13 protein-coding genes and 1 riboswitch are annotated in these 19,315 nt (G+C 56.5%); of the genes, 8 read left to right on the forward strand and 5 right to left on the reverse strand.

What is annotated here, in order from left to right; genetic code table 11:
* Positions 1-2: 2 nt before the first annotated feature.
* On the reverse strand, positions 3-581 hold the full coding sequence (locus AACZ64_RS09050) for an SPOR domain-containing protein (RefSeq protein WP_339639901.1): 579 nt from the start codon (positions 579-581) through the stop codon (positions 3-5).
* A 72-nt stretch (positions 582-653) separates the two neighbouring features.
* Entirely contained in the window at positions 654-2,864 is a 2,211-nt protein-coding gene (locus AACZ64_RS09055; RefSeq protein WP_339639902.1) for a primosomal protein N', read from the reverse strand.
* 266 nt (positions 2,865-3,130) lie between these two features.
* Between AACZ64_RS09055 and rpmE the strand changes: the two genes are divergently transcribed.
* Complete coding sequence (gene rpmE / locus AACZ64_RS09060) at positions 3,131-3,346, forward strand: 50S ribosomal protein L31 (protein WP_293615357.1); 216 nt, start codon at positions 3,131-3,133, stop codon at positions 3,344-3,346.
* A 7-nt stretch (positions 3,347-3,353) separates the two neighbouring features.
* Positions 3,354-4,148: a thermonuclease family protein gene (locus tag AACZ64_RS09065; RefSeq protein ID WP_293615358.1), complete on the forward strand. Its 795-nt coding sequence runs from the start codon at positions 3,354-3,356 to the stop codon at positions 4,146-4,148.
* A 51-nt stretch (positions 4,149-4,199) separates the two neighbouring features.
* Here AACZ64_RS09065 and AACZ64_RS09070 read toward each other — a convergent pair whose 3' ends face one another.
* Positions 4,200-5,399, reverse strand: coding sequence for a ribonucleotide-diphosphate reductase subunit beta (locus AACZ64_RS09070; protein WP_293615359.1), 1,200 nt, complete (start codon positions 5,397-5,399; stop codon positions 4,200-4,202).
* Positions 5,399-8,227, reverse strand: coding sequence for a ribonucleoside-diphosphate reductase subunit alpha (locus AACZ64_RS09075; RefSeq protein ID WP_293615360.1), 2,829 nt, complete (start codon positions 8,225-8,227; stop codon positions 5,399-5,401). The genes AACZ64_RS09070 and AACZ64_RS09075 overlap by 1 nt, the downstream gene beginning before the upstream one ends.
* 125 nt (positions 8,228-8,352) lie before the next feature.
* A riboswitch (cobalamin riboswitch) is annotated at positions 8,353-8,583 on the reverse strand.
* A 174-nt stretch (positions 8,584-8,757) separates the two neighbouring features.
* Here AACZ64_RS09075 and AACZ64_RS09080 point away from each other — a divergent pair.
* The 6 genes from AACZ64_RS09080 to AACZ64_RS09105 all read left to right on the forward strand — a co-directional run bounded on the left by AACZ64_RS09080 (position 8,758) and on the right by AACZ64_RS09105 (position 18,612).
* The gene (locus tag AACZ64_RS09080; protein ID WP_293615361.1) at positions 8,758-11,073 is read left to right on the forward strand and encodes a TonB-dependent receptor; all 2,316 of its coding nucleotides are present in this window, start codon (positions 8,758-8,760) and stop codon (positions 11,071-11,073) included.
* Positions 11,074-11,081: 8 nt separating this feature from the next.
* Positions 11,082-12,428, forward strand: coding sequence for a PepSY domain-containing protein (locus AACZ64_RS09085; RefSeq protein WP_293615362.1), 1,347 nt, complete (start codon positions 11,082-11,084; stop codon positions 12,426-12,428).
* Between the two features lie 59 nt (positions 12,429-12,487).
* The gene (locus AACZ64_RS09090) at positions 12,488-13,246 is read left to right on the forward strand and encodes a DUF4197 domain-containing protein (protein ID WP_293615363.1); all 759 of its coding nucleotides are present in this window, start codon (positions 12,488-12,490) and stop codon (positions 13,244-13,246) included.
* A 382-nt stretch (positions 13,247-13,628) separates the two neighbouring features.
* Positions 13,629-15,206, forward strand: a complete 1,578-nt coding sequence (locus AACZ64_RS09095; protein ID WP_339639903.1) for a Re/Si-specific NAD(P)(+) transhydrogenase subunit alpha — start codon at positions 13,629-13,631, stop codon at positions 15,204-15,206.
* A 12-nt stretch (positions 15,207-15,218) separates the two neighbouring features.
* Complete coding sequence (gene pntB, locus AACZ64_RS09100) at positions 15,219-16,613, forward strand: Re/Si-specific NAD(P)(+) transhydrogenase subunit beta (RefSeq protein WP_293615365.1); 1,395 nt, start codon at positions 15,219-15,221, stop codon at positions 16,611-16,613.
* Positions 16,614-16,827: 214 nt separating this feature from the next.
* A complete protein-coding gene (locus tag AACZ64_RS09105; protein WP_293615366.1) occupies positions 16,828-18,612 on the forward strand; it encodes a GGDEF domain-containing protein in 1,785 nt (594 codons plus the stop codon).
* Positions 18,613-18,660: 48 nt separating this feature from the next.
* Here the strand turns inward: AACZ64_RS09105 and AACZ64_RS09110 are convergent, their stop codons facing one another.
* The gene (locus AACZ64_RS09110) at positions 18,661-19,083 is read right to left on the reverse strand and encodes a YqaA family protein (protein WP_036860010.1); all 423 of its coding nucleotides are present in this window, start codon (positions 19,081-19,083) and stop codon (positions 18,661-18,663) included.
* Positions 19,084-19,315: the final 232 nt, after the last annotated feature.

Below are 19,315 nucleotides of genomic sequence, written 5' to 3' on the forward strand. Positions count from 1 at the left end.
GACTATTGTTTGCGCTTTAACAGCAGTGAATCAATCCCGTTTCCCGACAGGCTGTCTCTGGCACTGGCCAATTCTGCACGGTTGGTAAACGGCCCGACCAGAACCCGGTGCCAGGTTTCTCCCGGGCGGGGCGTGACCATCTCGATACTGGCGCTAAGATTCAGCAACAACAGTCTGGCCCTCAGGCTGTCGGCATCCCGATTGCTCTTGAACGACCCCACCTGTAGTAGAAACACCTCTTTTGCTGTGGGTGTTGCCGGTGTACTGGCGGACTGGTTTGGCGGCTCGTCTTCTGCCTGGGGTACTGAGGAATCCGGGACGATAACTTCGGTTTCCCGCAGCAGGGTGTAGAAATCAAAACGCGGTTTAATGCCGGAATCTTCCTCCACCGGCTTGACAGTGGGCTGAGCAGTGGGTGCCGGGGCTGGCTCCGGTCCCTGCAGAAGGAAGGTTGCCACAATACCCACCAAGATGCCGGCCAACAGCCAAAGCCATCCCGGAAGAGACTGCCGGGATGGCGTTTTTCTGCGAACATTGCTGCTACTGCGACGGCTTGTTTTTCTCGCGTAATCCCTGGTCATTTGTTTATCTATACTCCGGTGAAGGGCGCCATTGTAGGGGTAACCTGCCGAGCCTTCCAGACTCCAATCGCGCTAGCTCATATCCTGTGGATCAATGTCCACGGACCAGCGGGTTTTCCCCGCCAGTGGCGACTGCTCCAGAATCGGGCAGAGGGTTGCCAGCAGGTGTTGAAGTGCGGGTCGTTCTGCAGCACAGATTGTCAATTGATGGCGAAAACGCCCACCTCTCCGCTCCATGGGGGCAGGTAGGGGGCCGAGATAACTGATGTTACCTGTCGGCGGCAGTAACATTTCTGCCTGTTGGCGGGCAAAACTGAGAAAATTTACTGCCAGCTGACCATTTTCAGCTTCGGCGCGCAGCAGCACCAGATAGCTGAACGGTGGCAGGTTGGCCAGTTTCCGTTCGGCCATCAACAGATCAGAAAAAGTGGCGTAGTCCTGTTGGGTCAGGGTGGTGAGCAGCGGGTGATCGCAATGATGACTTTGCAAAATGACCGTACCGGGTTTGTCGCCCCGGCCGGCCCGGCCAGCCACCTGGGTAATCAATTGCCCCATCCTCTCCGGTGCCCGAAAATCCGGGCTGAACAGGCCGGCATCTGCATCGAGAATGGCCACCAGTGTGACGTTGGGAAAATGGTGCCCCTTCGCCAGCAACTGTGTGCCGAGCAGAATGCAGGGCTCTCCCTGATGCACCCGGTTGACCATGTTCTGCATAGCCTGCTTGCGTCGGGTGCTGTCTCTGTCCACCCGAATAACGGGAAAGTCCGGGAACAGTGCTTCGAGGGTTTCCTCGCTGCGCTCGGTGCCCTGACCGAGGCACTGTAAATGAATGCTGTGACAAACCGGGCAACGGGGTGGTACCGGTTGTCTGAATTCGCAGTGATGACAAACCAGTCTTTGCACCTGACGATGCACCGTCAGGCGCGCTTCACAGTGCAGGCAGTTCGCTATCCAGCCACATTCGTGGCAGGTCAGGGTCGGTGCAAACCCGCGGCGATTCAGGAAAACCAGCACCTGATTGCCATCGTCGAGGTGGGATTGAATGGCATCGATCAGCTCTCTGGAATAGCCCCCGGACAGGTTTGCCTTTCGGATGTCCACCGGCTGCCAGCGGGGATGTCGGGCGATACCCGGGCGGCAGGACAGGACCAGTCGGGTGTAGCGCTGTTGTTCGCAGTTATACCGTGTTTCGAGGGACGGGGTGGCCGAGCCCAGAATCAGGGGGATGGATTCCATTCGAGCCCGCACCACGGCGAGGTCCCGCGCCGAGTAGCGAAACCCCTCCTGCTGCTTGAATGAACCATCGTGTTCTTCATCCACAATCAGAATGCCCGGTGAAGCCAGCGGTGTGAAAATGGCAGAACGTGTGCCCAGTACAATCGGGGCGGCACCGGTGCGTGCAGCATCCCATGCCAGTACGCGTTCCCGGTCAGTGAGGCCGGAATGAAGCACCGCCACCGGGCAGTTGAAACGGGTTTTGAAACGATCCAGCGTCTGCGGCGTCAGGCTGATTTCCGGGACCAGTACCAGCGCCTGTCGTCCGTACCGAATGATTTTTTCGATGGCCTGTAAATAAATTTCGGTTTTGCCACTGCCGGTTTGACCGTCCAGCAAATAGGCGTGAAAGCCGTGCAGTTCAATGCTGTCCATCGCCTCTTGCTGTTCGGGATAAAGGGGCAGGGGGGATTCCGAGAGCAACCTGTCCGGATTAAACAACGGGGTGTTCACCCGGCATTCCACTGATTCGATCAGGCCCTTGTTTTCCAGTTGTCGAAGTGCGGCAAGGCTGATGCCCTGTCGCTGAAAATCGTCTTTTGTGGCGGAGGGTTGCTGCTGCAGTATATTCAGTGCCTGTTGTTGCCGGGGGGCACGCGCCAGGGCCGTGTCTGGCAGTCCCTTGCCGGACAGTGTCAATTGCCAGCGGACTTCGCTTTGTCGGGGTACTGCATCACCCTTGCGGAGCGTTGCCGGTAGCGCTGTGCTGAGCGCTTCGCCCGCCGGGTGCTGGTAGTAACCCGCAGCCCAGACACAGAGCTCCAGCAGGGTTTCGGACAGTAACGGTTCTTCATCCAGGAGCTCGGTAACGGGTTTCAACCGTGTGGCGGGATGTTCGCTGGATGCCGCAATTTCGATCACGACCCCGATGACCTGACGGCGGCCAAAAGGCACTTTGACACGACAGCCGGGCCGGGGTGTCCGGGTACTGTTTTCTGACGGCAGGTAGTCGAACAGCCGCCGCAGGGGGGAGGGGACAGCAACACGGATAATGATGGATTCTGTCATTGATGTGTTTTTTTGTTAAAACCTTGAATGGGCATCGTTTTCTGGTAGTATTCGCGCTCCGTTTAAAGGCGGCATATGGTGCCCGACAATTGAAAGGCATCCCGAGGGATTGAACGCGACCTGTTAGCAGCAAACCGAGGCGAGGCATCCAGTGTACCAGAAGTGCATCGGGGTTCGGGCGAACGGTTTGGACGTCAGGGGCGAATCAATATTCGGGTTGCACAGAGATCGGGTTGGCGATATGCAAGAGACTGAGGCAATGAGACATGAGATCTGAAATCCATCCAAATTACGGCACACTGTCAGCAACCTGCAGCTGTGGTAATGCATTTGAAGTAGGTTCCACCACGAACGGTAGCATCCACGTGGATGTCTGTTCAGCCTGCCACCCGTTCTACACCGGCAAGCAGAAAGTTGCTGATACCGGTGGTCGTATCGACCGTTTCAACAAACGTTTCGCCGGTCGTTCCGCCAAAAAATAATCTGAATATGTCTGCCTTTCGAGGCAAACGATGCGCGCTCTGGATAATATGCCAGAGCGCGTTTTTCGTTGTCTGGCTGTTTATCGCCGGTGGGCCCGCCAGGGCTGATCTACGCTGCCAGCCTTTCGCCCCGCTGGAGAAGGTTGCCGTCACTCATGTCTATGACGGCGATACTGTCAAACTGGACGATGGTCGCAAAGTTCGATTGATCGGTATCAATGCCACAGAACCGGGCCGTGATGGGCAACCGGATCAGCCGTTTGCCGCTGAGGCCCGTGACAGGTTGCGCAGTCTGATCAAGGCTACCTCGCAACTGCACCTGTTGACGGACGGGCAAACCCATGATCGCTATGGTCGAATACTCGCCCACCTGTTCAATGAGCGAGGAGAAAGTCTCGAACAAATCCTGCTCGAACAGGGGCTGGCCTACCATGTTGCAGTGCCGCCCAACCTGACCCTGGCAGACTGTTTTGCCAGCGCCGAGCAGTTGGCTGTCAAACAGCAGCGGGGACTCTGGAGCAAGGCCGGTATTGCCCCCGTCGCTGCCCGGGATGTGCAGGACGGAGGGTTTAAACGGTTGCAGGGTACCGTCACTGCCGTCCAAACCGGCAGGCACTGGCGGCTCGTCCTGGATGATGTGATCAAGGTAATGATTTATCCAGAACACCGTCATCGCTTTGAGGCAAAACAACTGAACAGCCTGCAAGGCCAGCAAGTGGAAATACAGGGGTGGGTTTACCGCAGTCGCGGGGAATGGCGGATCAAACTGGAAACCCCCCACGGTATGGTGTTTTCCCGTTGAATTGTCCGACACCGCCCTCCGGCGGTGCCGCTGATGCCTTCCCAAAATACTCTACCAGCTCAATGAGGCGCCTGTCTGGTACTCGGTAACCCGGGTTTCGAAAAAGTTTTTCTCCTTGCGCAGGTTGGCCTGTTCCTCCAGCCATTCCAGACGATTGATGGCACCGGGGAAGGGCTCTTTGTGGTTGAGGGCCCGGGCCCGCCGGTTGGCGACGAAGCGGAACTGGTCCATGTGTTCGTCGGCGCTGTAGCCAAGGATGGGATCTGGCATCAGGTAGTGAGCGTAGGTGGACTCCACCGCTTCAGCTTCCTCCCACATGACCTGTAATTGCGCCGGATCCAGTTTTAGATTTTCCTCCTCCAGTAACTGATTCACCACTCGCAGACCAAAGGCACAGTGCAGCGCCTCATCTCGCAGGATGTATTGCAACTGTTCCCCGGTGCCCTTCATCAGGCCCCGGCGCTGCAGGGCAAAAATCGGGTTGAAGCCGTTGTAGAACCAGCAGCCTTCGAAGATTCCCGCGAAGAACAGGTAGGACATGGCGAAGGTTTCCAGATCGTCGCGGTTGCCGAGGTCCAGATCCTGACGCAACACGGTATCCAGTCTCGCACTGGCCAGACAGATTTTGCCGTGGATCGCCGGGACCACCCGGTAGCGGTTGTAGATGTCGCTCTGGTCCAGCCCCAGGGTTTCGATGCAGTGCTGGTAAGTCCAGGTGTGCAGTGCTTCTTCATAGACCTGTCGGGCCTGGTAAATCTGCAACTCCGGCGCGGACATTTTTTCCATCACTGCCAGGCCGATATTGCGCATGGCCATGATGTCCGATGTGGTCAGGTAAGCCAGCACGTTTTCATACAGATGACGTTCCTCGGTGGTCAGTTTGTGGTGGTAATCGTGGATATCCTGGGTCATGTTGACGTCCAGAGGTGTCCAGTGATTCTTGTTGGCATTGAGAAAAAATTCCCAGGCCCAGGGGTATTTGAAGGGGGCCAGCTGGTTGATGTCCGCTTTGCCGTTCACCACTCGCTTGTCCGACGGATTGATCGGGAGAAGGCGTGTTGCCGGTATTTCCGACACTGCCGCGGTTGCCATTGACAGTGTCGCCGGGACTTTTGCTGCCTCTGATGGCTGTGCGGCAGCGACCCCGCCCAGCAGGTTGATGGTGCCGGGAGGAATGGCGCTGCGCAGCGGGTCATCCCAGTCGGGAAGCAGGGTTGTGTCGGTTTCAAGTACAGTTTGTCGGATAGTCATTATTGGCAGGCCTCGCAGTCGGGGTCGAGAATGGAGCAGGCGGAGGGTGCGGCCGACACCGAAACACGGTTGTCTGCATCGGCGCTGACACGACTGGCCTTGTCGGTGTGGGTAGCCCCCAGGGAACGCAGGTAATAGGTGGTTTTCAACCCCCGGGACCAGGCCAGCCGGTACAGATTGTCGAGTTTTTTGCCGGAGGGTTCAGCCATGTAGAGGTTGAGGCTCTGGGCCTGATCCAGCCATTTCTGGCGCCGTGCCGCCGCCTCCACCAGCCAGCGGGGGTCGATTTCAAAGGCTGTGGCGAAGCGGGTTTTCAATTCCTCCGGCACCCGGTCGATATCCACCAGGGAGCCGTCGAAGTATTTCAGGTCACTGACCATCACCTCGTCCCACAAATCCTGCTCCTTAAGTGCTTTCACCAGCCAGGGATTGATTACCATGAATTCGCCGGACAGGTTGGATTTCACGAACAGGTTCTGATAGGTGGGCTCAATGGACTGGGTGACACCGACAATATTGGAGATGGTGGCAGTGGGGGCAATGGCCATGACATTCGAGTTGCGCATACCGTGGCGGGCCACCAGTTCGCGCACCGGCTGCCAGTCCAGTTGGCTGGAGTTGTCGAGGGTGCAATACTCGTCGCCGCGCTGTTGTTCCAGCGATTTCAGGGAGTCGATGGGCAGTACATTCTGATCCCACAGGGATCCTTGATAGCTTTCGTAGCGGCCGCGCTGTTGCGCCAGTAGCGCCGAGGCACGGATCGCATGGTAGCTGATCAGCTCCATGGACTGGTCGGCAAAATACACGGCTTCCACGCTGGCGTAGGGCAACTTCAGGGCGTAGAGCGCGTCCTGGAACCCCATCAGGCCGAGACCCACCGGGCGATGTTTCAGATTCGATTGCCGGGCCTTTTCCACAGCGTAGTAGTTAATGTCGATGACGTTGTCGAGCATTCGAACCGCAGTGAAAACCGTCTGTTCCAAATGTGCCTGATCGAGTCGGCCGTCGCGAATGTGGTTGGGCAGATTGATAGAGCCGAGATTGCAAACGGCGATTTCCCGCTCATTGGTATTCAGGGTGATTTCCGTACACAGATTGGAGGAGTGCACCACGCCCTGGTGTTGCTGGGGAGAGCGGATATTGCAGGGATCCTTGAAGGTAATCCAGGGGTGACCGGTTTCAAACAGCATGGACAACATTTTTCGCCACAGCTGTGTGGCGGGCACGGTTTTGTGCAATGGGAGCTTGCCGTCCCGGGCCAGTTGTTCGTAATGGCAATAGCGCGCCTCAAAGGTCTTGCCGCAGAGATCGTGTAAATCGGGCACATCCTCTGGTGAAAACAGTGTCCAGGACTGATCCTCGATCACCCGCTTCATGAACAGGTCGGGAATCCAGTTGGCGGTATTCATGTCGTGGGTGCGGCGACGCTCGTCGCCGGTGTTTTTGCGCAGCTCCAGAAAATCCTCGATGTCCAGGTGCCAGCTCTCCAGATAGGCGCACACGGCGCCTTTGCGCTTGCCGCCCTGATTGACCGCCACGGCGGTGTCGTTCACCACCTTGAGAAAGGGCACCACGCCCTGGGACTCGCCGTTGGTCCCGCGAATGTGGGCACCCAGAGCCCGCACCCGGGTCCAGTCGTTGCCCAGGCCACCGGCCCATTTGGAGAGCATGGCATTGTCCCGGATACCCTCATAGATGCCGTCCAGGTCGTCTGGAACTGTAGTGAGGTAGCAGGAAGAGAGCTGCGAGTGCCGGGTGCCGGCATTGAACAGGGTGGGGGTGGAAGGCATGTAATCAAAGCATGACATCACCTCATAGAACTCGATGGCGCGCTGGTCGGGATCATCCTCCTGCAGTGCCAAACCCATGGCTACCCGCATGTAGAAGCTCTGGGGCAGCTCCAGGCGCTGTTTGTCCCGGTGCAGGAAGTAGCGGTCGTAGAGGGTCTGCAATCCCAGATAGGTGAACTGCCGGTCGCGCTCCGGCTGCAGGGCGGCACTGAGGCGTTGCAGGTCAAAGTTGAGCATGGCCTCGTCCAGCAGTTCCGCCTCGACGGCCCCGCGAATCCCCGCCTGAAACAGGGCGGCATAGTCCTGTTCACTATAATGGCCGGACAGGCTCTGGTGACAATCAAGGGCCAGGATGACTTCTTCCCAGAGCTGCTCCAGCAACAGATGGGCACAGGCGTGGGAATAGCCCGGGTCTTTTTCAATCAGAGGGCGTGTTGCCATCACCATGGCAGTGGTCACTTCCGCTGCTTTCATTCCCCCGTAGAGGGTGCGACGAATCTGGGCAGCCAGATAGTCGGCGTCCACATCCTCAATGCCCCGGCAGGCGCGCTGTACCCGCTGGTCCATGTCTGTCAGGTTCAGCATCACCTTCTTGCCGCTGCTGTCGACAACCGGCAGTTGTTCGCTGGGTTCGGCATGAGTGGGCGTGGCAAGGCCAGCGGCACTGCGGTTCTGATGGTGTTGCTCCCGATACAGCACATAGGCGCGGGCCACCTTGTGGCACTCACTGCGCATCAGACCCAGCTCCACCAGATCCTGAATTTCTTCGATATGCACACTGCCGCCCGCCGGTAGTCGCTTTTGCAGGCGTTCGATAATTTCCCGGGCAATGGTGTTGACAGTCTGTTTGACCCGCGCCGAACCGGATGCTTCCTGGCCCTCTACGGCAAGGAAGGCCCTGGTCATGGCGATGGCGATTTTTGAGGCATCGAAGGGCACGGCCTGGCCAGTGCGCTTGATCACTTTAAACGGTATGTCTGTAGCGTGTGGGGGCGGCGTGTCCTGCCCGCCAGGGGTGAAGGGTTGGCTGTTCATCATGTCATTCCTGTCGATTTATGCGCGAAATCTTCAGGCTTCGCCAATCGGCGGACGGACAAAATACAACATGGCGGCACGGTGGGGCATTGGTTCCCCGTATGCAGCTGGTGTCCTGAATCGCGAAGACTGAAGCCTTGTTTGCTGGCAGGTCTTCGGACTCAGGGGCATTGCGCATGAAGTTGCGCTGCCTACGGCGACGGCTTCCCGTTCAATTGAACAGTGCCTCGGCGGTGCCGATGTCGCGTTCGTTCCCCATTACCGCTGCGCGTCAGTTCCGGATTTTCACCGGATTCCCTTTTCAGGAAGGCTCATCAAACACAAGATGTGCCAATCCAACCAGCTTTTACGAGCATATCTTGTGTATTTGTGCATGTAAAGTGGTTTCCTGTCCGTTGGCGAATGGAATGCCATGGTCTAGGTCGTCCGCCCAAGGCTGCGACAATTTGTCGCATTGACTGGATGCCGGTGAGCCCCAATTATGCTGCCCCTGAATTCGAATCACTTTCATTTAGATTCGGGCTGGGGAGAAAATGAAAAAAGAAATTCGCTGGACTTCTGTCTTGGCCCTTCCATCCCTGTTCTGTCTTTCAGTGATCTCTGCTCACGCGGAAGACGGTGGCGTCGAAGTGGCCATGGAAACCGCCGCGGCAAGCCTGGAAGAAGTCAAAATCTGGGGTAAACAACCTTCCAGTCGCGAGGCGGGCTATACCAACCCAACCAGTGTATTGACTCGGGAGGATATGGCCAGTATCAACGTGGCGACCACGGAAGATCTGGTGAAATACGAGCCCAGCCTGGTGATTCGTCGCCGCTTCATCGGCGATGCCAACGGTACCCTGGGGATCCGCGGTTCCAACATGTTCCAGACCAGCCGCTCAATGGTGTTTGCAGACGGCGTGCCGCTGCACTATTTTCTCGAGTCACGCTGGAACGGCGCGCCGCGCTGGACCCTGGTGTCGGCCAGCGAAATCGCCCAGGTGGAAGTGGTTTATGGCCCGTTTTCCGCCGAGCACAGCGGCAACGCCATGGGTGGTGTGGTGTTGATCGAAACGGCGATTCCCCAGCAACGGGAGTTTCATGTGGATTGGTCATCCTTTGTCCAGTCCTTTGATGAATACGGTTTCGACGATGATCTGTGGGGACGCAAGGGTTTTATTTCTTTCGGCGACAAAATCGGCGACCTCAGTGTTTACCTCTCTTACAACCGTCTGGAAAACGATTCCCAGCCCCAGTCTTTCTACTATGGCAGTACCAGCGGTTCGCTGGCACCAACTGCGGTCAGTGGTGCAATAGGGGGCGAAGACGACAGAGGCGCAGACCAGTGGTATTTCGGTGATACCGGGATGGTTAAAACCACCACTGACAACTACAAGTTCAAGGCCGGGTATGACCTTGGTGACTGGTTTGCCCTCTTGAATCTGGCCTACGAGGATCGCCGTTCGGATAATGATTCCGCTAATAGTTATTTACGGGATATCGATGGTAATACTATCTGGGGCGGCCACGTAGTTCAGAATGGTGAGCCGTTTTTTGTCCCAGGCAGCCGACTCAATGTCAGTGAGCAGGAGCGCCGCAGCCTTTCGGTGGGGTTGCGCCTGAAGGGAGATTTGACCGACAGTCTGTCAGTGGAAACCAATCTCAGCCACTTTGCCATTATTGCGGATGAAACCCGCAGCTCTGCCCTCAATCCTGCCCACCCAGACCATACTCTGGCTGGACAGGTGCTGGATTACGGCGACACCGGTTGGCAAACTGCCGATCTCAAATTCACTTTGCATGAATTTGGTCTGGACGGCATGCAATGGGTGACGGGCCTGCGCTACGAAACCTACGAACTGAATACCACGGTCTATAACGCCGATAATTATGTTGCCGGCGACAGAACCCGGGCCACCAGCCGTAGCGGTGGGGAGACCAGGATCGCCGCGGCGTTCCTGCAGCTGAACTGGGATATCGATGCGCACTGGTCCACTTCTCTGGGTGGGCGCTATGAATCCTGGAAAAGCAGTGATGGTTATTTTTCGGACGACGATGCCATGACACCCTGGTTGGATCTGGTCAAGCTGCCGAGTCGTTCCGAGGAGAAATTCTCCCCGAAATTTTCCCTGGGTTTCCGCCCGGATGACCTGTGGGCCTTCCGCTACTCCATCGCCAAGGCCTATCGCTTCCCCATCGTTGAGGAACTGTTCAGCCAGTTCCAGGCCTTCAACGCGGTCAGTGAGGCCAATCCCGGTTTACAGCCGGAAGAGGGTCTGCACCATAACTTCATGATCGAGCGGGCCATCGATCAGGGTTATGTGCGGTTGAACCTGTTTTTGGAAAACATCAAAGACGTGATCGAGTCCCAGGCGACGATTCTGCCGGGCGGTTCCTCGATCCGTACTTTCGTGCCGGTGGACGAGGTGAGAACCCGCGGCGCCGAGTTTATTGTCAACGCCGCCGACTTCCTGCTGCCGAAACTGGATGTGCGCTTCAACATGGCCTGGACCGATGCTGAAATCGTCGACAATGCTCCAGATCCCGTCATCGTCGGCAATGTATTCCCGCGTATGCCGAAATGGCGTGGCAATCTGCTGGCCACCTACCACATGACCGATCGCTGGGATATCGGTGGCAGCCTGCAATACGCCAGTGACAGCTACGGGCGACTGGATAACAGCGATAAGGCCGATCAGGTATTCGGCGGCCAGGATCGCTACCTGTTCCTCGGATTGAAAACCAGCTTTCGCTGGGATAAACACCTGGCCTTCGGCCTGGGCATGGATAACGTCACCGATGAAACCGCCTATGTAGCCCACCCCTGGCCTGCACGAACTCTGTATTTCAATGTCTCTTATGACTGGTAACAAGGCGTATGACTGGTAACAAGGCGGGCACGATGGCGCATAACAACCGCTCTATGAGCATTTATCGCACCCTGTGGCGTTGGCATTTTTATGCCGGACTGTTCTGCATTCCCTTTGTGCTGACACTATCGATCTCCGGGGCCATTTACCTGTTCAAGCCACAACTGGATGCGCTGGCCAATCGCCCCTACCAGAATCTGGTGGTATCGGGCGAGCGCAGCAGCGCGGATGCCCAGATCGGTGCGGCCCTGGCCGCGTTTCCGGGTAGTGGTTTTACCAGTTATCAACTGCCGGAGGCGGATGATCAAGCCGTCGTCATTACTGTGCTTGATCAAGGCCGGCAGCGGCTTGTGTATGTCCACCCCTACAGCCTGAAAGTGCTGCATAGCGTGGTTGCGGAAGACCAGTTCATCCGGCAGGTACGAGCTTTTCACGGGGAGTTGCTGGCGGGTAAGGTGGGCTCCGTCCTGGTGGAACTGGCCGGTTGCTGGGCTGTTGTACTGGTGCTGACAGGGTTATACCTGTGGTGGCCGCGCAACGGCCGTGGTCTGGCCGGCGTGCTTTATCCCCGCCTTGGCCGGGGTGGTCGCCTGTTCTGGCGGGACCTGCATGTGGTAACCGGTATCTGGCTGGCGATGTTCGTACTATTCCTGTTGATGACTGCTTTACCCTGGACTCTGGTGTGGGGCACCGCTTTCAAGGAGCTGCGGCAGTGGGGTGACAGGCCGGTGCAACAGGACTGGACAATCAGTCGGGCACGGGAACACCACCACGATGGTGCAATGCCCTCGGGGCGTGTAGATCTCAGTGAAGCGCTCCTCGCCACGTCCAGCTCCCTGCAATTTGCCCCGCCGGTATTGCTGTCGACGGATAAGCAGAATCCTGCCCTATGGAAAGTCCAGTCCCAGTCCCAGAACCGCCCGTTGCGGGCAGATGCCTGGCTCGATGGCCAGTCCGGCGATGTGGTGAAGGTGCAGACCTTTGCTGAGCGCCCCTGGCTCGACCGGGTTATCGGAATTGGTGTGGCCGCCCATGAAGGGCAGCTGTTCGGCTGGTTGAACCAGTTATTGGGCGCGCTCACAGCACTGGGGCTGGTTTTTCTGGGCATCAGTGGGGTTGTGCTCTGGCGGAAACGTAAACCGTCGTTCGGGCTCGGTGCTCCGGCGGCTCTGCCGGCGGTCTCATCAAAAAGTGTGTTTATCGCCATCACTGTCATTCTGGCGGTGCTGTTGCCCATGCTGGCGATATCGCTTCTGCTGCTCTGGCTACTGGAAACCCTGTTGTTGCGTCACTTGCCCGGCGCTCGTCTATGGTTGGGCCTTGTGGGCCCTGGGGATGATACAAAAATCCGGTAACACCAGATGAATCGACATGCTAATCTGGTATCCCCTGGTAGCTTTTATGAGGATGTGTCGTGGACAGAAATACCGTTTTGTTGAGTGTTGTACTGGTGGTCACACCGTTGTCTGTCAGTGCCGCCAGCTGGTGGGATGCCGGTAAGGAATTACTCGGTGGCAACACGGGAAACACGACAGAATCCGCTGCGCCGGTCAGTGGGCTGGCCGGGCTCTCCAGCGATGAAATTGCCGCAGGGTTGAAAGACGCGTTACGGGTGGGTGCCGGTAATGTGGTTTCACAGCTTGGGGCTCAGGATGGATTTTACCTCGATGACGCGATTCGTATTCCATTGCCCCCACAACTTCAGCAGGCCAAAGGTGTTCTTGAGCAGGTGGGGATGGGCGCCAGTTTGCAGGAGCTTGAAATGAAACTGAATCGGGCGGCCGAAGCGGCTACACCGCGGGCCAAGGCGATGTTTCTCAATGCCATCAGTGCCATGACCATCGACGATGCGAAGAAAATTTACAGTGGCTCGGAAGATGCCGCTACCCGCTATTTCAGTGACAAAATGCGCGGCCCCCTCGCGGAGGAAATGCGCCCGGTGATTGAAGCCAGCCTTGCAGAAGTGGGCGCGCTACAGACTTACGATGCGATTGTCAGCAAATACAAGACCCTGCCCTTTGTCCCCGACCTCAAAGCCGACTTGACGGACTACACGATAAACGGGGGAATGGACGGCATCTTCTATTATCTGGCGCGGGAAGAAGCGGCGATCCGCGAGAATCCGGTCAAGCAAACCACCTCGCTGTTGAAAAAACTGTTTGGCCAGCCCTGAACCAAACCCGGCAATATGGCCGATGAAAATATACGTCTGATTTCGTGGCCATAAACCTTTTTCATGCACCCTGATAGCCGCGCCCTCATCGGGGTGACGGAGCAGTGTCAATCAAAATTCCCTATCAGTCTCTTTGCAGAATACTATCTGTTAATGGTTTATGCTGATGCCACGAAAAGAGGCATGGAAGTTAAAATTCGCGTAGGATCGTACCCCTGCCCGGTCCTGTGGGGCGAGTCGTTAAATCATTAAACTCGGTATCACAGTCAGGTTTGCTGTGGAACTGGCATGATCCGCTGAAATGAGAATGAGCCCGAAGCCAGGGTTTCCATGTTTCGATCAGTGCACCAGATAATGGTGTTCAGACCTGGAGAGAAAGCGAATGACAACAATAGGTATCCCCAAAGAAATTTATCCCGACGAAAGGCGTGTTGCCGCCACTCCTGCCTCCGTTCAAAAGCTGCTCAAGCTCGGCTATGAGGTATTGGTTCAGTCGGGAGCTGGCGAACCAGCGCACTATGACGATGAAGCCTATACCAACGCTGGCGCGGCAATTGCTATTGATGCGCCTGCGCTCTGGAGCCAGGCAGATTTTATTTTGAAAGTACGTGCCCCTATGGAAAACGCCATGCTCGACAGGCATGAGGTTGACATGATGAAGCAGGGCGCTGGTCTGGCCAGCTACATCTGGCCGGCCCAAACCCCTGAACTGCTGGAGAAGCTTGCGGCAAAAGGGGCCACGGTATTCGCTATCGACAGCCTGCCCCGCATCAGTCGCGCGCAGAAAATGGATGCGTTGAGCGCCATGGCCAATGTCGCCGGTTATCGCGCCGTCATTGAGGCAGCCAACCACTTCGGCCGCTTTTTTACCGGCCAGGTGACGGCGGCCGGGAAGGTCCCCCCTGCCAAGATCATGGTGATTGGTGCCGGGGTGGCAGGCCTTGCTGCCGTTGGTACCGCCAACAGCATGGGTGCCATCGTGCGTGCCTTTGACACCCGTCTCGAAGTGAAGGAACAGGTGGAGAGCATGGGTGCCGAATTCCTGGAACTGGATTTTGGCGATGAAGATGGCAGCGGTGGTGGCGGTTATGCCAAACAGATGAGCGATGAGTTCATCAAGGCCGAGATGGCACTGTTTGCCGAGCAGGCAGAAGAGGTGGATATCATTATCACCACTGCGCTGATTCCCGGCCGTCCGGCACCGAAACTGATTACCGCCGAAATGGTGGCTGCGATGAAGCCCGGTAGCGTGATTGTCGATCTGGCCTCGGAGCGGGGCGGTAACTGTGAACTCACCGAGCCGGGCAAGGTCGCTGTGCATCACGACGTGTCCATTATCGGTTATACCGATCTGCCCAGTCGCATGGCAAAGGTGTCCAGTGATCTCTATGCCAGCAACCTGACACATTTGATGAATGATCTGACACCTGAGAAGGATGGTCAGCCCAGCGTCGATATGGAAGACACCGTCATTCGCGGGCTCACAGTTGTTCACGATGGTGAAGTTACCTGGCCACCACCGAAAGTGGAGGTGGCGGTGAATACCGCGCCGCCGCCGAGTACTGAAGAGCCATCGCCCACGGGTAAAAAGGCCAAAGAGCCCTCCGTGATTGGCCGGTGGCTGGGCAAGGGGTTGCTGCTGCTGGTGACGGTGCTGGCGCTGCTGGGTATTGGTAGCTATGCCCCTCCGAGTTTCCTTACCCATTTTACGGTGTTTGTCCTGGCCTGTTTTATCGGCTGGCAGGTGATTTGGAATGTGACGGCGTCCCTCCACACCCCTCTGATGAGTGTGACCAATGCGATCAGTGGCATTATCGTGATCGGGGCGTTGCTGCATCTGGCGCAGTCTGAAAGCGGTGCAGTGGGCATCATGGCTTTTATCGCCGTGCTGATTGCTACCATCAATGTGGCCGGGGGCTTTCGGGTTACCCACCGCATGCTGAAAATGTTTCGCCGATAAGGAGGGCACACCATGAGTCCAGGAATCGTCAGTGTGGCCTACGTAGTGGCCAGTATATTATTCATTCTCAGCCTCGGTGGTTTGAGTCATCAGGAATCCGCTCGCCGCGGTAACTACTATGGTGTCGCCGGGATTCTGATTGCCGTTGGCGTCACCATAGCCAATGTCGGCACGGGCGATATGGTCGCCATTCTGATTGCGATTGTGCTCGGCAGCATCATTGGTATTTTTCTGGCCAACCGGGTCGAAATGACCCAGATGCCGCAATTGGTAGCCCTGCTGCACAGCTTTGTCGGTCTGGCTGCCGTGCTGGTGGGCTTCTCCGGTTACATCGAACCATTGATCGTGACCCACGGTGCGGAGCACACCATCAAACTGGTCGAAATCTTTCTCGGCATTTTCATCGGTGCGGTAACCTTTACCGGATCGCTGATTGCCTGCGGCAAGCTGGATGGCCGTGTGTCCAGCAAAGCATTGACCCTGCCGGGTCGTCACCTGATGAATCTGGTGGCACTGGCCGTTACTGTGGCACTGGGGATCATGTTTGTCGGTGCCGACAGTCACTGGGCCGGATTGCTGGCACTGATCATCATGACCATCATCGCCAGTGTGCTGGGTGTCCACCTGATTATGGCTATCGGTGGTGCCGACATGCCGGTGGTGGTTTCCATGCTCAATAGCTACTCGGGTTGGGCTGCCGCCTCGATCGGTTTCATGCTGGGCAACGACCTGTTGATTGTGACCGGCGCACTCGTGGGCAGCAGCGGTGCCATCCTCAGTTACATTATGTGTCGCGCCATGAATCGCTCCTTTATCAGCGTGATTCTCGGTGGCTTTGGCCAAACGACCAGTAGCAGCAGTGCGTTGACGGGTGATGAAAGTGTTCAGGAAACCTCCATCGATGAGCTCGCCGAGGAACTCTTGTCGTCGGACTCGGTAATTATCGTGCCCGGCTACGGCATGGCAGTGGCCCAGGCGCAGAATGCGGTGGGCGACATTACCAAGCTGTTGCGTGAGAAGGGGATTACGGTGCGGTTTGGTATCCATCCGGTGGCAGGTCGATTGCCGGGGCACATGAATGTGTTGCTGGCGGAGGCTCACGTTCCCTATGACATCGTGCTGGAGATGGACGAGATCAACGAAGACTTTCCTTCAACAGACGTGGTGTTGGTAATCGGTGCCAATGACACTGTCAACCCGGCCGCAGCCGAGGACCCGGGTAGCCCCATCGCGGGTATGCCTGTTCTCGAAGTCTGGAAATCCCGTCAGGTAGTGATACTGAAACGCGGTATGGCAACCGGCTATTCCGGTGTGGAGAATCCCCTGTTCTACAAGGACAACACCCGGATGTTATTTGGTGATGCCAAGGAAACCGTGGATAAGTTGCTGGGTGCACTGCGCTCATGACCCGGCGGCTTTGACAACAAGCGGTCTGCGTCGCAGACCGCTTCAATCAATGCACATCGTTGCGCTCATTACCGCGCTCAGGCATTTAATGAACAGAAAATCGATGACTGACAGGTGCCTCCTGTTTGCCAGGTGTCGCTCATTCTGGATAACATGCTGATCAACAATCGGGACCTCTCCCCGCCATTTTTTGGGCATATAATTTGATGAATTTATGAAGCAGCATATCGGCGTGGTACAAACGATCCCCGATTTCCAGTCTGAGCTGGAGGTGCTGGCCGGGAGGCTTCAGGAAGGCCAGCCGGAAATACCTTCAGCCATTCTGGTACAGCTCTTCTTTTCTTCCGATAACCTTGAGTGGATAAATCAGGTAACTGACGCTGTGCTGACCGTCATGCCCGAGGCGATTGTCGTCGGTGCGACCACAGATGGCGAGATTGCCAACGGCAAGACACTGACCAATAGTACCGTCTTCTCCATTTCCGTTTTTGCAAAAACCACCCTGCGGGTGGTTGCCGATACCTGCCTTCCAGGAGAGGAGCTGGCGCTCGGGGAAGGTCTGCGAGACCAGCTGCTCAAGCAGGAGCAGCAGATAGCCGGTGTGCTTTTCCTGGCGACGCCCCTGTCAATCAATGTCAGCAGCTTGCTGGATGGACTGGCCTCCGAGGGTATCAATTTCCCCCTGTTCGGAGGCGGTGCAGGTGATTATGCTGTCATGGAACACAGCCTTGTTATTGCCAACCGTCAGACCATTGACTGTGGGGCGGTGGTGGTTGCGCTGATCAGCGACGATCTGGTTATCAAGGAATATACCTATTCGGGCTGGATGCCGCTGACCAGGGAAATGACCATTACTGCCACAAAGAATGACAGGATTGCCACCGAGATTGATGGCCGGCCTGCCTATGACGTGTACAGCGGTTATCTGGGTATCGAGAACGACCAGCAGTTTTTCCTTAACTCCCTGGAATTCCCGTTTCTCGTGAAGCGCGATAATGAACTGCTTGGCCGCACGCCCATGAAGGCAACCGAGGACGGCGGGATACATTTCATTGCTGATGTTAAACCCGGTGATAAATTTCGTATCGGTTATGGTGACCCCAAAGAAATTATTGCCCACGCCAAACATGCTCGTGATGAGCTGGGCAAATTTTGTCCCGAGGCTATTTTTCTCTATACCTGCTGCTGCAGGCGCTTTCTGATGCAAAATGACGTTGAAATGGAAACGCTGCCATTTGAAGAAGTCGCACCAACCGCCGGTTTCTATACTTATGGTGAATTCCTGGGTAAGGGCAGTCACATCAGCCATTACAACTCCACCATGTTGGTGGTGGGTATGCGGGAAGGCGAGCCGAAACAACCGATGGACTGTGATGTCGTCAGTTGGGCACCTGAAGCCGACCTGGCAGACAAGCCCGACTTGTACAAAAATCAGCACATCCGTGTGGTAACCCAGCTCATTCACTTCATCGAAACCATCACGGCCGAACTTGAAGATCGAAACAGGGAACTCATGCAACTGGCGGTGACAGATAAACTGACCGGGTTGTTCAATCGGGCCAAGCTCGATCAGGTGCTGGATGAGGAGATTGTCCGCCACAACCGTTATGGCACGGAATTCTGCGTCATCATGGCGGACATCGATGACTTCAAGATGATCAACGACACCTTCGGTCATCACAAGGGCGATGCTGCACTGATGGCATTTTCGGACATTCTTCGACAGAGCATTCGTGCCAATGACACGGCCGGTCGCTGGGGTGGAGAAGAGTTCCTGATTGTTCTGCCGCACACCTCGGTCGATGCGGCTGCACAGACCGCCGAAAAGATCCGCGCACTTGTGGCGAGCGGCGATTATGGTGAGGTTAAAACCGTCACAGCCAGTTTTGGTGTGCTGGCGCACAAGTCCGGTGAAACTGTGGATGACCTGTTGTTGCGGGCCGATATGGCACTGTACGCAGCGAAGCGTAAAGGCCGTAATGCGGTGGTTTGCCAATAGAAATCGCCGGTCATCCTGTCGATCTATTTCTATTGCCCGGATTTTTCGTCAAATAGCCAGATAGCCCATTATCACTACTGCATATCGCAGGCCTTTTCCCGTGGCCACCAGAATAAAAAAAGTGCTGGCGGGGACTTTCATCAGACCGCCGACCACCGTCAGGGCATCGCCACCTATCGGCAGCCAGGTCATCAGCAGACTCCATTTGCCGTAGCGGTTGAACCAGTTTTGCGCCCGCTCTATGTCCGCCTTGCGGGAGGTAAACCAGCGGCGTTCTGAGTAGTCCCCCAGACGCAGCCCGATCCACCAGTTAACTCCTGCACCCAGGGTATTGCCGGTGGTTGCGAACAGCCACAGCAGCAGTGGGTCGAGTCCATCCCGTAGCTGGGCGACCAACAGAATCTCGGAATAAAAAGGCAGTAGGGTGGCTGCACCAAAAGCGACGGCGCAAAGCAATAAATAATCTGTCATGGGGTTAACGGAGACCGATCAGTCATGGGAGAGGGACCTGTTTGACCATGGGCAAAAGGGGTGCCGGTGAGCATAAAGACTATCGGGGTGCGCTTCAAACCGGTTCTGCAACCAGTGACAAGTTAAACGCCTGTATGAAGTATTCTGGCCGGCGGCCAACTGCCGTCTGGCTGACATAGCGTAAGCTTCCCCGTCAAGTGGACAATTCAAAAGTAGAGTTTCTGACGGTTTG

This window comes from uncultured Porticoccus sp. (assembly GCF_963975625.1).
Taxonomy (GTDB): Bacteria; Pseudomonadota; Gammaproteobacteria; order Pseudomonadales; family Porticoccaceae; genus Porticoccus.

Coding starts and splice junctions, on each gene's coding strand:
- AACZ64_RS09050 (WP_339639901.1), bottom strand. CDS start 581: ATGACCAGGGATTACGCGAGAAAAACAAGCCGTCGCAGTAGCAGCAAT.
- AACZ64_RS09055 (WP_339639902.1), bottom strand. CDS start 2,864: ATGACAGAATCCATCATTATCCGTGTTGCTGTCCCCTCCCCCCTGCGG.
- rpmE (WP_293615357.1), top strand. CDS start 3,131: ATGAGATCTGAAATCCATCCAAATTACGGCACACTGTCAGCAACCTGC.
- AACZ64_RS09065 (WP_293615358.1), top strand. CDS start 3,354: ATGTCTGCCTTTCGAGGCAAACGATGCGCGCTCTGGATAATATGCCAG.
- AACZ64_RS09070 (WP_293615359.1), bottom strand. CDS start 5,399: ATGACTATCCGACAAACTGTACTTGAAACCGACACAACCCTGCTTCCC.
- AACZ64_RS09075 (WP_293615360.1), bottom strand. CDS start 8,227: ATGATGAACAGCCAACCCTTCACCCCTGGCGGGCAGGACACGCCGCCC.
- AACZ64_RS09080 (WP_293615361.1), top strand. CDS start 8,758: ATGAAAAAAGAAATTCGCTGGACTTCTGTCTTGGCCCTTCCATCCCTG.
- AACZ64_RS09085 (WP_293615362.1), top strand. CDS start 11,082: ATGACTGGTAACAAGGCGGGCACGATGGCGCATAACAACCGCTCTATG.
- AACZ64_RS09095 (WP_339639903.1), top strand. CDS start 13,629: ATGACAACAATAGGTATCCCCAAAGAAATTTATCCCGACGAAAGGCGT.
- pntB (WP_293615365.1), top strand. CDS start 15,219: ATGAGTCCAGGAATCGTCAGTGTGGCCTACGTAGTGGCCAGTATATTA.
- AACZ64_RS09105 (WP_293615366.1), top strand. CDS start 16,828: ATGAAGCAGCATATCGGCGTGGTACAAACGATCCCCGATTTCCAGTCT.
- AACZ64_RS09110 (WP_036860010.1), bottom strand. CDS start 19,083: ATGACAGATTATTTATTGCTTTGCGCCGTCGCTTTTGGTGCAGCCACC.